Source organism: Streptomyces sp. NPDC001544, assembly GCF_042894285.1.
Taxonomy (GTDB): Bacteria; Actinomycetota; Actinomycetes; order Streptomycetales; family Streptomycetaceae; genus Streptomyces.
Genome location: NZ_JBIAVN010000014.1, coordinates 1 through 12,144, shown reverse-complemented (window position 1 = coordinate 12,144; position 12,144 = coordinate 1). Strand labels below are relative to the sequence as shown.

The window sequence follows — 12,144 nt, the reverse complement described above, 5'->3', positions numbered from 1 at the left end:
GCCGGCCTGTCACCCTCGTGCGGCCGCGGGGCCGCACGAGGGGCGTGCAGGGGTCAGCTGCAGGTGCGGTAGTCGTAGCCGGCGATCCGTCCGTTGCCGTCACCGTCGTAGAAGTGGTAGCGGCCCTGGTCGTCCCGGCTGACGCTGATCGAATGGACGGCTCCGATGTATGTGTCGACGGCTCCGTCGCCGTCCGTGTCCTGCAGCCACTCGCCTGCCTTGCCGAAGGTCTCCTCTCCGACCACCCCGTCGGGGCTGGCCTCCCAGTCGCTCTGCCACGCCTTGGTGGCGGCCTTGGTCTGGGAGCCGAAGACACCGTCGATGTCCGAGGCGGAGGTGAGGTTGCCGTCCGCCCAAAGGATCTTCTGCCACAGGCAGGTGGCGTTGGAAACCGTGTTGACGCCCGTCGACAGGATGCCCTCGTCGTTCCAGTCGTTCGAGAAGGCGCCGGCGCCGTAGACGTAGGCCCGACCGCTGTAGGTACCGCTTGCGGAGGCCGGGGAAGCGCTCAGCGCCAAGGCCGTCGCGGCCAACGCGCCGATCGAACATGCGATCAGCTTGCCGCGCATCATACGAGAAGCCACAGTGCTGCTCCTTTGTCGTGATTCGGACTGCCTCGCGGCGAGCGGCGCGACGACCAGCAGGCCCGGTGCCGCGCCGCTCACTGCGAGGCCTTACGTCATCGAGTTCAGCGGGCCGGGAATTGAATGGGCAGCCATCTCTGCCGCCCTGATCAATGGCGCCGCTGCAGGTCACGCCCCCGACCTTGCGACGGTGACCAAAGAAGACGCCTGCTGTTGCACTCCCGCCGCGAACGTGCGTAGCGTGCGGGCGATCGCGCCGCGTCCACGGGGGAAGCGCGACGGGGGAGGTGAGTCGTCCATGGCGGGACGTCCCGAAAGCCCGTTGGATCCAAACGCTGGGCCGGTTCAGCGGTTCGCTGCCGAGTTACGCAAGCTGCGGACGGAGGCCGGGAGTCCGACGTACCGGTCGATGGCGCAGCGCACTGGCCAGGGAGCGAGCACGCTGTCGCAGGCGGCCGCGGGTGAGCGGTTGCCGACCCTCCCCGCGGTGCTGGCCTATGCGGGGGCGTGCGGCGGTGATCCGCAGGAGTGGGAGGAGCGTTGGCGGCAGGCGGCCGCTGAAGCAGCGGCGGAACCCCGAACCGAGGATGAGAACGTCGAGCCTCCGTACCGTGGTCTGGCCCGTTTCGAGCCGGGTGACGCCGATCTGTTCTTCGGCCGCGACGAGCTCACCGACCGCCTGGTCGAGCTGACCCGTGCCCGCCGGTTCACCGCCGTGTTCGGCCCGTCGGGCAGCGGCAAGTCCTCTCTACTGCGTGCCGGCCTCATCCCCCGCCTCCGCAACCCCGATCAGGCCACCCCCCAGCCGGCCGCCCTGCGGGTCGTCACCCCTGGCGAGCACCCCTTGCGCACCCATGAGCAGCGTCTGACCCCGAAGGACGGCGACGGGGACACGTGGCTGATCGTGGACCAGTTCGAAGAGCTCTACACCCTGTGCCACGACCCGGCCGAGCGCGACCAGTTCATCGACCGCCTCCTGGCCGCCACCGATCCTGGGAGCAGACTGCGTGTCGTCATCGCCGTACGAGCCGACTTCCTCGGCCGCTGCGCTGAACACCTTGCCCTGACCGCCGCTCTGCAGGACGGCACCGTGCTCGTCGGCCCTATGAGCAGGGACGAACTACGCCAGGCCATCGTCAAACCCGCACAGGCCGCCAGGCTGATCGTGGAACGCGGACTGACGACGCGCATTCTCAACGAGGTCGAAGGGGAAGCCGGGGCCCTGCCGCTGATGTCCCACGTCTTGCGCGAGACCTGGCGGCGCCGCCGTGGCCGTGTGCTGGCGGAGGAGGCGTACGAGGCCGCTGGCTGCGTCCACGGTGCCATCGCCCAGACCGCCGAGGACATCTACGCTGGGCTCTCCGCCGAGCACGCCCAGCTCGCCCGCCTCGTCCTGCTGCGGCTGATCACCCCCGGCGAGGGATCACAGGACACCCGCCGCCCCGTCGACCGCTCCGAACTCGACTTCGCACCCGGTCCGACGAGCGCCGTGCACACCCCTGTTGACGCGGCGGACGTCTCCCTGGTCCTGGACCGGCTGGCCCGCGCTCGGCTGATCACCCTCGACCAGGACACCGTCGACCTCTCCCACGAGGCGCTGATCATCGCCTGGCCGCGACTGTCCGGCTGGATCGATGAAAAACGTGAACAGCTGAGGGTGCACCGGCGGCTGACCGAAGCGGCCCGCACCTGGGACGAACTCGGCCGCGACCCGGGAGCCCTGTACCGCGGCACCCGGCTCGACGCAGCCGAAGAGCAGCTGTCCGGGGCCTCGCTCACCCCGTTGGAACGGGCGTTCCTCAACGCGAGCAGTGCCGTGCGTCAGGGTGAGCGCCGCCGCAGGCGCGGACTGGTCGGCACCCTCACGGTCCTGGTGGTGCTCGCCCTCGTCGCCGCGGCCGTGGCCTGGCAGCAGAACCGCACCAGCGACCGCCGCCGCGTGGAGTCAGAGGCCCGCCGCACCGCCGCGGTCGCCGACAGCATGCGGTTCTCCGACCCGGTCACCGCGATGCGTCTCAGCGTGGCCGCATGGCGGCTGGCCGATACGACGGAGACACGGTCGGCGCTGATCGGGGCGATGGCACAAAGGGAGCAGGACGTGTTCCCGGTGCCGGGGGCAGACGCCGGCTTCGATGGCTCCAGCAACGAGACGCGCCGACTGACGGCGGACGGCAGATCCGTGGTGTCCGTCACGGCGAACCGGCTCCGGATCTGGGATCTGCACACGCGACGGCTCACGCTCTCCGCACCCGGCCCAGGGAAGCTGATGGCCGACGGCACTACGCCAGTGGTCGGCCCGGACGGCCGCACCCTCGCCCTGCCGACGCTGGAGGACGGCATCAAGCTGTGGGACGTGCGGTCCGCGCGGGTGACGAGGACACTCGCTAACGTCGAGGCGATGGACCCCGACGTTGTCCTCGGCGAGCGACCCCTGGCAGCCGTGGACGTGATCGACGGCGACATCCACGTCCTAGACCTGCGCAGCGGACGCCGGCTTCCGCCCATCCCCCTGCCCAAGGACAGCGAGTCCGAGATGGACGTCAGTCCCGACGGCCGATGGCTCGCCTGGTGCGGAACGACGCATGTGGAGATCTGGGATCTCGCGCACCACCGAAAGACCGACGCGCCCTGGGCCGCAAAGGTGCGTACCGGTGGCTGCGCCGACCATTCGCTTGCCTTCACTCCCGACAGCAGATCCCTCTGGGTCGTCACCGCTCACGGAATCCGCGGGTTGGATCTACGCGCCAGGCGCAGCACACCGTTCCTCAAAGCGGACGGGTTGACCCGGGTGCGGCTCGGATCCGACGGCAGGTTCCTCGTAGCCACGGGACCCGGTCGACTCCTCGTGTGGCGGGTCGCATACCCGGACATGCCCGTGCTGAGGCAGCGGCTGACGGTCGAGGACTGGAGTGATGTCGCCCTCGACAGCGCCGCAGGAGCCGCGCGCTACCTCAACGCCGTCGGGACCGTCGTCCGCTCGCTGGCCCTCGGCAGGGTGACAACGAACCGGTGGGCGAAGCAGACGGCGTACCAGGCGGAACTCTCGGGGGACGGCAAGGTCCTGGCCCGTGTTGTCGAGGCGGACAAGAGGCAGCGGATACCGGTCGTGGACACCCGCAACGGCAGAGTGGTCTTCGAACCCGCGGCAGACCCTTGCACGCGCGAGGGTGCCGAGCCCGAGGACGCGTGCACCGACCTCGTGGCACTCAGCGCTGACGGCAGATACCTTGCGCGCAGCCAGAGACGGATGGGCCACGGGAAGGAGACACCGGACGGGACGCGTATCACGGTCTGGGACGTCAGGACCGGCCGTGTGCGGGCCACGGTGGACATCCCGCCCGACCACGACGGCTCCTTCGCCGTCAACGGGCTCACCCTCACGCCCCATGCCCGTACCCTGCTGGTATACCGGTCGGCGTTCCGGGCGACGGTGGAAGTGTGGGACCTGCGCCAGAACAAGCGCGTGAAAACGGTACGCAGCAGCCGCTCTGCCGGTGCGGCCGACGTGTGGGCCGACATACGGGTGTCCCTGCGCCCCGACGGGGACGGTCTGGTGACGCAGGACGGCTTCGTCGGGGACCTGAGCAGAGGACGCATGGAACCCCGAGTACTCGGTGACGAGCAGATCAGCGTTGCGGTCTTCAGTCCCGACAGCACCCGTCTGGCTGTCGGCGACACCACGGGACGGGTCACCCTCTGGGACGGGGCGTCGCGAACGCGCCTCGGCGTGCTGGACGGCTCCTTGTCCGACGCTGGGAAGGACACCACCGGCCAAGTGTCCGCCCTGGCCTTCTCCCACGACGGCCGTACCCTGGCGGTGGCGGGCGCTGCCGGTTCCGTGCAGCTCTGGGACGTTGCGTCCCAACGACTCCTCGGCTCCGCTCTGCCGACCCCGGGAGACCCAGTGCTCGCCCTGTCGTTCGGCGCCGATGACGGCACGCTGTACGCTTCCGGCACGAACGTCCCCGTACAGAAGTACGACCTAACGTCCGCGCACCTAGCCGCCCAGGTCTGCAAACGCTCCGGCTCTGGCCTCTCGAAACGCGACTGGAAGACTTACCTCCCGAACATCCCCTACCGCCACACCTGTTGAGCGGGAGCATCCATCCGTTCGATCGGCTTCCAGCTCATGGTTGCTCTGCACTCCAAACTCCACCTCGCCCCCCGCAGTACGGCACCCCGGGCGCCGTCTGGACGGCACTGCCGGTCCAGAGGGTCGCGGCGCCGGCCTGTGGTACCGCCTTGACCTCAGTCCTGCCTGGGCCACTGGCCACGCCACGCGCCCGGACCGGCTCATCTTGGACGCCCGCTCCGACACTGAACACGATCAGGTCGTCGAGCTGCTGACCCGTTCCGCGGCCCGCATCCCAGGAGCCGTCTACCACGAGAAAACGCCCTGCTCCGGGACCCTTCACCTAGGCTCTGGCAGCGCGCAGCTGATCAGCACTCGGCAGTTTCGTTTGGATCAGTTGGTCGTTGGTCCGGGTGTGCCGTTGACTGATGCGCAGTGGGCGCGGATCGAGCCGTTACTCCCGAACCGGACACCGAAGCGGGGTGGCCGCTGGCGTGACCATCGTGAAGTGATCGATGCGATCGCCTACAAGTTCCAGACCGGCACGCAGTGGGTCCACCTGCCGGAGAAGTACGGCAATTGGCGAGGGGGCTACAACCGGCTGCGGATGTGGGCCGTCGACGGCACCTGGGAGCGGGTGTTCACCGCCCTGGTGGCCCAGGCCGTCGCGGAAGAGGACCTCAACTGGGCCGTCTCGGTCGACTCCACGATCGTGCGGGCCCACCAGCACGCGGCCGGAGCCCGCAAATAAGGGCCCCGGCCGGCGAACCCGGCGACCACGCCATCGGCCGCTCCCGCGGCGGACTGACCACAAGATCCACCTCGCCGCCGATGCCCGCTGCCGACCCCTCGCGTTCGTTCTCACCGCCGGACAAGCCGGTGATGCGCCTGCCTTCACCGAGGTCATGGCCCGCCTCCGCGTTCCCCGTCCGCGAGGCCGACCTCGCACCAGGCCGGACTTGGTCCTGGCCGACAAGGCGTACTCCTCCCGCGCGATCCGCGAGCACCTGCGCAAGCGCGGCATCCGGGCTGTGATCCCCGTCCCCGCAGACCAGCGCAGCCACCGGCTCCGTCGGGGCAGCCGAGGCGGCAGGCCACCAGCGTTCAACCGCGAGACCTACAAGCAGCGCAACACCGTCGAGCGGTGCATCAACCGCCTCAAGCAGTGGCGAGGCATCGCTACCCGCTACGAGAAGACCGCCACCATCTACCTGGCCGGACTCCACATCGCGGGCATCTTCCTCTGGTCCGCCCGATGATCCAAACGAAACTGCCTAGTAGTGCTTCGTTAGGTTCTGGCTCTGGTTCTGCGTGTGGTGAGTGGTCGGCCGCAGGTGGTGCAGGTGCCGGTCCAGCACCTCAGCAGGTCCTGAAGGGCGTCGAGGACCTGGTAGAGGGTCAGGCCGGCGCTTGGGCTTTTGGGTCGAGCCGCCGGAGGGTGAGGAAGGCCTGTGCGGCGGTGACGAGGGTGACGTGGTGGTGCCAGCCGCGCCAGGTGCGGCCCTCGAAGTGGTCCAGGCCCAGGCCGTGCTTGAGCTCGCGGTAGTCGTGCTCGTTCCGCCAGCGCATCTTCGCCCACCGCACCAGGTCGGCGATCGGGGTGCCGGCGGGCAGGTTGGTCATCCAGTAGCCGGTCGGCTCGTCGGCTTCTTCGGGCCGTTCGACCAGCAGGGTCCGAGGCGGCAGCACGCCGTCCCAGCGACGGGGTCCTCCGGCCTGTTCCTGGGCGGTGCGGGTGGCTTCCTTGCCTGACGGCCTGACCTGGAGCACGGCGAAGTTCGAGGTCATCGCGGACTTGCTGCCCTGACGCCAGGTGCCCCTCTCGAAGACGGCGGCCTCGGCAACGAGGCCGGGCAGCGAACGGGGTGCCTCGCGATAACGGGGCAGGGTGGGCGGTCCGAGCCCGCCATAGGCGGGCTGATACGGCTCGGCGGTGACCGGCCGTGCGATCTCCTTGGGATCGACGGCCATGACGTAGGTCCAGCCGCGCTCTTCCAGCGCGAGCCGGAAGGAGACGCCGCGGCCGTAGCCGGCATCGGCCACGATCACCGGCACCTTGAGTCCCTGTGCGGCCAGCCGGTCCAGCAGTCCCAGAGCCAGATGCGTCTTGGAGGCATGCCCGACCTCCTGGGGTATCCCGGCCCGCTGCCGCCGCCGGTTGTCGTGCGCCCATTCCTCGGGCAGGAACAGCTCCCACTCCAATGGGCACGATGCGGTGTCGGTGGCCGCGTGCACGCTGACCGCGACCTGGCAGTTGGCCCGCTTGCCCAACGCTCCGCAGTACTGGCGGGCCACCCCCACCGAGGCGGTGCCGCACTTGGGGAACGACACATCGTCGACCACCCACACCTCGGGCCGGACAACCTGGCACAACCGCTGGGCGATCCGCCGCCGCACCGGCAGCGGATCCCACGGCGACTGGTTCACGAACTGCTGCAGGGCCTGCATGTTCCCGTCCGGCAGCCGGTCGGCCATCGGCTGGATCGACTTGCGCCGGCCGTCCAGCATCAGACCCCGCAGATAACACTCACCCCACCGCCGCTGATCCCGCCGCGGCACCGAAGCGAACACATCAGCAACGAACTCCGATAACTCACCCCGGAGCCGTTCCACCTCCCCCAGCCTCATACCAGGACAATGCCCACCACCAGCCGAGATCACCCAACGTAACGAAGCACTACTAGGTCTGCTTCAGGTCACTAGTTCTCGTCGCTCGGACCGCGCCCGGTTGCGCGGTGTTGCCGCCTCCCGGTCAGGGGCAGGAGCTCCAGTGCGGTGTCCGCGACGGTCCGCAGTGTCTCCGGGGCCAGGCCGGCCTTGCCCACCGCCTCGACACCGCGGACCACCGTCAGCAATAGTGTCGCCAGCCGCTGCGGATCCGCGTCGCGGTCGATGTCGCCGTGGCGCTGGGCGGCGCTGATCTCCGTGCGCAGCAGGTTCAGTAGCGCCTGCATGGCCTCGGCCGACCGTTCGGCGACCGTCGGGTCCTGGTGGGCCAGTTCCGCCGCGCCCTTGGCCAGCAGGCACCCGCGGCGCTCGGTGTCGGAGGCGGTGTTCTCCGCCATGAGGTGCACGTATCCCGACAGCCGGTCCAGGGCCTCCGCGTCCGGACCTCCCGTCAGCCGCTCCCGGGCCACCTCGACGACCGCGGTGCACCAGTCGTCGAACACCCGGTGGAACAGCTCGGCCTTGTCGCCGAACGCGCCGTACAAGCTGCCCTTGCCCAGGCCGGTCACTCTGGAGACGTCGTCCATCCGGGTTCCCGCGTAGCCGGTCGCCCAGAACTGTTCCCTGGCCCGCTCCAGAACGTGGCGCTCGTCGAACGCGCGTGGTCTCGCCATGGGCTCAGCCTAGCCATTCTTGACTCGATCGTCCATTACTGCCTACGTTGTGGACGATCCATTCCACAACCGAAGGGGTTCCCATGGCAGGCGTGCTGCAGGAGAAGGTGGCCGTGATCACGGGAGGGACCAGCGGCATCGGGCTGGCCATTGCCCACCGCTTCGTCCGGGAGGGCGCACGGGTCTTCGTGACCGGCCGGGACGCCGACCGCCTGGACGCGGCGGTCGGGGAGCTGGGCCCCGCGGCCACCGGCGTGCGCTCGGATGTCTCGGTCGTGGCCGACCTCGACGCGCTGTACGCACGCGTGCGGGAGGAGGCCGGACGGATCGACGTGCTGGTGGCCAACGCGGGGATCGTCGCGGACGCCGCGCTCGGCGCCCACACGGAGGCGAACGTAGACCTGACACTCGCCGTGAACGTCAAGGGCCCGTTGTTCACCGTGCAAAAGGCGCTCCCGCTGCTGGCCGAGAACGCCTCCGTCCTGGTCATCGGCTCGAGCAACAGCGTGCGGCCCAACGAACAGCTCGAGGTCTACAGCGCATCGAAGGCGGCGTTGAGCAACCTCGTGCACAACTGGGCCCGGCAGTCACGGGAGCGCCGCTTCCGGGTCAACGTCCTCAGCCCGGGGCCCACGCGGACCCCTGCGCTGCTGCGCGCCGCGGGGCCGGACGCCGACCGGTTCGCCGAGGCCGTGGTGCCCCTGGGGCGGCTGGCCGACGCAGGGGAGATCGCCGAGGCCGCCCTCTTCCTGGCCTCGGACGCCTCGTCGTTCGTCACCGGCGCCGAGCTCTTCGCCGACGGCGGATACACCCGCGCCTGAGCCGCGGTGGGTGCGGGTCTCCGCCTGGGGCCTGTCGTTCGGATCAGTCGGGCCCGGCCTACGGCGCCATGTCGCCGACCGGGCGGGACTTGGTGCGTGCAGATGCAAGGCGGAGGAGGGTGGCGACCCGGAGCGATGGGGCCCTCTCCGCTCGAGCGAAGCCGAGGGTGGGGAAACCGACGACAACGCCGCGGATGCGCGTGCCAGGCTGCGACGCCGGGGTGATCCAAACGACGTGCCCTAAGTCTCCCCGGCAGCGGAAGTGGTTCGGCCGGCCGCACGTCCCCGCAGCCCTGCATCGGGTCTCTGCGCAACCCGGAGCTGACCGGCATGCCCGAACCGGCGCTGGACGAACTCATCAACCAACTGACCCAGGATCTGGACGAGTTACGCGAGCAAGGACGGCTCCGGCAGCGAGGAGGCGAGCGCATCCGTGCTCGTGGCGCCGGGGCCAAGGACAAGCTGACCACCGCCGACAGAGTCCTGGTCACCGTGCTCTACCAGCGCAAACTCGGCACCGGAGACCTGCTCGCCCAGCTCTTCGGAGTCAACGCCAGCACCCTCACCAGGGCCGTTCACCAAGTCCAGCCCCTCCTGGCCGAGCGTGGCTACACCATTCCACCCTCCACAGCCAGATTCCGGACGCCCGCCGACATCACCGCGTTCCTCGCGAACAGCCTCATCTAGATCAAATCAGCATGTTGATACCGGGCGGACATGTCGCGGAAGAGGCGGACGATTCAGTACTTCTCGCCGCAGTTCGAAGTGCCTCGGTCAAGATTGACCACGCAGACCCAGGTGCGGTACCCAGGGCCGTCCCAGTAGGGGTTGGTGGACAGAGTGCCGGGACCGTCCTGGTAGCGCTTATCGTCGAATCCGTCTGCTGCCGTGGGGCCAGTACGCACGTAGTCCATCCGGCAGTCGGGCCCCCACGACTCCAGCATCGCCTGGGTCTTCTGGTAGTAACCGCCGGAAGCGGAGGTCCAGTCGAGGCCGTTCATCCAGGCCTTGCAGCCGGACACCTGCGCCACGTACGCGTCGCCGAGGTAGGTGCCAGATGCCTGGGCGGCCGGCGCCGTGACAGTGAGCCCGCCGACGGCCACCGCAGTGGTTCCTGCGAGCAGAGCCATACGTCGGCTGACGTGTGCTGTCGTCCTTACGTTCGGTCGCATGAGTTTGCCTTTCGGAGTAGCTGGGTGCTACCTGACGCGGTTGGCGCAGGTGGCGATTTCGTCAGTGCGGGGGCGGCGTCGCCTCCCCTCGGAAGGCAACGGCCACTCCCCGCACCGGCGCCGCTGCAGGGCGGCACAACGTCAAGTTCAGCGGGCGGAGCCTTGATTGGAATGAGGACGCCATCGGCATCCCCGGAGTCGGCGAGGGCGAGGACTCATTCGGCACCACCGTCGCCGTCGGCGACATCAACAAGGACGGCAAACCGAACTCTTCATCAGCGCCGCGGAGAAGAACAGCGCCACCGGCGCCGTCTGGGGCCTCCCGGGCGGCACTACCGGCCCCACCGCCAAGGGCCGCATGATCACCGCCCCGTCGGTCGGCTTCACGCAGAAGGGCAACACTCTCCTGGGGGCAACGGACTCCTCGGAGTCATCTGAACAGGGACGCGTTCATGCGGTGCGCGCCAGTCGCCCTCGCGCACTGGCCCGCACCGCGTGCCCTTGCGGCGCTGCGCCAGAGGGCCGCAACTGCGGACAGGCGGCACTGAGCACCGCGGCGAGCACCGCCACTGACTCCTCGGCCGGCGCCCGGCGTCGGCCGGTGAATCAGCGTGCGCTGGTTCACCGGCCCCGATGGTCTTCCTGCGCCGCACCACGAGATGCCGCAAAGAGGGCCGCCCCTCGCGGCGCGGGCGTGGTGGGGGCGCATGCGGTGCTCGGTGTCCGGGTCGGCGACCTCGACGGGCATCGAACCAGCCGTTCAGGTAGGCCGCCGTCCTCTACCGGTCACGCAGTCATGTTCGCACCGTTCGTCTGCTGTAACAGGCGGTCCTCGCAGTCATCGCGTCAGCAGACGACGGTGCGCTGATAGCGACCGAACCACGATTCGTAGAACCATCCCGTGTTCTTCCTCATCGTCTTACAACCGCTGTCGTCTCCGTACTTGACAATCACCTTCACGCGCATGGTCTTGCCGCAGAGGTTCCTCAGATATACCTGAGTTCCACCATCCGGAATATTGTACGCGTTCCTTTCGATGCAGGCAGGCGCGGTGCCGCCTGCCGCGACGGCGTGTGACGTCGCCGGCGCTGGAGCTGCGGAAGCTGAGACTGCCGCCGGACACGCCATGACCAGGACTCCGACAGCCGCAGCCGTCGAAAATCGGAGGGAGAGGCTCATTTCGTACCTTCCGTTCTCTTCTCTGAATCGTTGACTAGAGTGATCACGTTCCGACTCCTTGGCTGTGTACTTTTGCGACTGAAGTCGGACGTCGGACTTTTTCACCGGATTCCCGGGGCTTGGCTCTTAGGGAGCAGTCCCGAGGCCTCTGCGAAAGAAGGTGAAAAGGACGAGAGTGCGGTCGGCGCCCTTCCTCTCGGGTTGGGGCTGGCGATCACATGGATAACTGTGGTCGGTCGCCTGGGTGCAAACCTGGGACCGTTCTTGTATCTGCTGCTGAGGCGGGGTATCCAAGGTGCGGGGAGTCTTGGATGCGAGGGGGACTAGGGTCTGTCCGGCGGATCTTGTGACCGCGTAACGTGCAGGCATGGCACCTTCACTTGAGCGTCCCCCCTTGCAGGCCGATGAGCGCACCGCGCTCATCGGCTGGCTGGACCTCCAGCGGCAGATCCTGCGATGGAAGTGCGATGGTCTGAGCGAGGCCGACGCGCACCGTTCCGTAATCCCGACCTCGCCGGCGATGACGATGGCCGGGCTGATCAGCCACATGCGGTGGGTCGAGCACACCTGGTTGGAGGTGGTTTTCCTCGGCGGCGACAAGACACAGAACCCGTCCTTTGACGAGACGGACGAGGGCGCCGACTGGCGGACCGATGGCGTTCCGCTGAAGCAGCTGCTCGTGCAGTACGAGGCCCAGTGTGCCCGCAGCAACGATCGTGGCCGCGGCCTCCCTGGAAGACGTTGGCCGCCACCCTGACTTCCGCGCTGGCAGTGCCAACCTCCGTTGGATGCTCATCCACCTCGTCGAGGAGACTGGGCGGCATGCGGGACACGCGGACATCGTGCGGGAGCTGCTCGACGAGGTGAAGGGGTACTACTAAGAGGTCATCTCATTTGGCTGAGTAGGCTGTCGGCTGTGGTGGGGATCATTGAGCGGCTGGTGCCGGACGAGTTGTGGGAGCTGTTCCAGCGGGT

General features: G+C 68.6%; 6 protein-coding genes and 3 pseudogenes. 5 read left to right on the top strand and 4 right to left on the bottom strand.

What is annotated here, in order from left to right; genetic code table 11:
* Nucleotides 1-53: 53 nt before the first annotated feature.
* On the bottom strand, nt 54-584 hold the full coding sequence (locus tag ACFY0F_RS28855) for a peptidoglycan-binding protein (RefSeq protein WP_388800431.1): 531 nt from the start codon (nt 582-584) through the stop codon (nt 54-56).
* 409 nt (nt 585-993) lie between these two features.
* Between ACFY0F_RS28855 and ACFY0F_RS28850 the strand changes: the two genes are divergently transcribed.
* Entirely contained in the window at nt 994-4,677 is a 3,684-nt protein-coding gene (locus ACFY0F_RS28850; RefSeq protein ID WP_388800426.1) for a DNA-binding protein, read from the top strand.
* 376 nt (nt 4,678-5,053) lie between these two features.
* A pseudogene (locus tag ACFY0F_RS28845) lies at nt 5,054-5,915 on the top strand (IS5 family transposase).
* 139 nt (nt 5,916-6,054) lie between these two features.
* Here ACFY0F_RS28845 and ACFY0F_RS28840 read toward each other — a convergent pair.
* Complete coding sequence (locus ACFY0F_RS28840; RefSeq protein ID WP_388800423.1) at nt 6,055-7,284, bottom strand: IS701 family transposase; 1,230 nt, start codon at nt 7,282-7,284, stop codon at nt 6,055-6,057.
* A 71-nt stretch (nt 7,285-7,355) separates the two neighbouring features.
* Nucleotides 7,356-7,997, bottom strand: coding sequence for a TetR/AcrR family transcriptional regulator (locus tag ACFY0F_RS28835; RefSeq protein ID WP_388800420.1), 642 nt, complete (start codon nt 7,995-7,997; stop codon nt 7,356-7,358).
* An 83-nt stretch (nt 7,998-8,080) separates the two neighbouring features.
* On the opposite strand from ACFY0F_RS28835, the gene ACFY0F_RS28830 reads away from it, so the two are divergent.
* Nucleotides 8,081-8,818 carry an SDR family NAD(P)-dependent oxidoreductase gene (locus ACFY0F_RS28830; protein WP_388800417.1) on the top strand — a complete coding sequence of 246 codons (738 nt, stop codon included), beginning with the start codon at nt 8,081-8,083 and terminating at the stop codon, nt 8,816-8,818.
* 303 nt (nt 8,819-9,121) lie between these two features.
* Nucleotides 9,122-9,505 (top strand): annotated as a pseudogene (locus ACFY0F_RS28825) (transposase family protein); the annotation flags it as partial.
* A 53-nt stretch (nt 9,506-9,558) separates the two neighbouring features.
* Here the strand turns inward: ACFY0F_RS28825 and ACFY0F_RS28820 are convergent.
* A complete protein-coding gene (locus ACFY0F_RS28820; RefSeq protein ID WP_388800414.1) occupies nt 9,559-9,948 on the bottom strand; it encodes a hypothetical protein in 390 nt (129 codons plus the stop codon).
* A 1,588-nt stretch (nt 9,949-11,536) separates the two neighbouring features.
* On the opposite strand from ACFY0F_RS28820, the pseudogene ACFY0F_RS28815 reads away from it, so the two are divergent.
* A pseudogene (locus ACFY0F_RS28815) lies at nt 11,537-12,050 on the top strand (DinB family protein).
* Nucleotides 12,051-12,144: the final 94 nt, after the last annotated feature.

What these genes read in the sequence shown, in the direction of transcription:
- ACFY0F_RS28850 (WP_388800426.1), top strand. Translation starts at nt 994, where the DNA reads ATGGCGCAGCGCACTGGCCAGGGAGCGAGCACGCTGTCGCAGGCGGCC.
- ACFY0F_RS28840 (WP_388800423.1), bottom strand. Translation starts at nt 7,284, where the DNA reads ATGAGGCTGGGGGAGGTGGAACGGCTCCGGGGTGAGTTATCGGAGTTC.
- ACFY0F_RS28835 (WP_388800420.1), bottom strand. Translation starts at nt 7,997, where the DNA reads ATGGCGAGACCACGCGCGTTCGACGAGCGCCACGTTCTGGAGCGGGCC.
- ACFY0F_RS28830 (WP_388800417.1), top strand. Translation starts at nt 8,081, where the DNA reads ATGGCAGGCGTGCTGCAGGAGAAGGTGGCCGTGATCACGGGAGGGACC.
- ACFY0F_RS28820 (WP_388800414.1), bottom strand. Translation starts at nt 9,948, where the DNA reads ATGGCTCTGCTCGCAGGAACCACTGCGGTGGCCGTCGGCGGGCTCACT.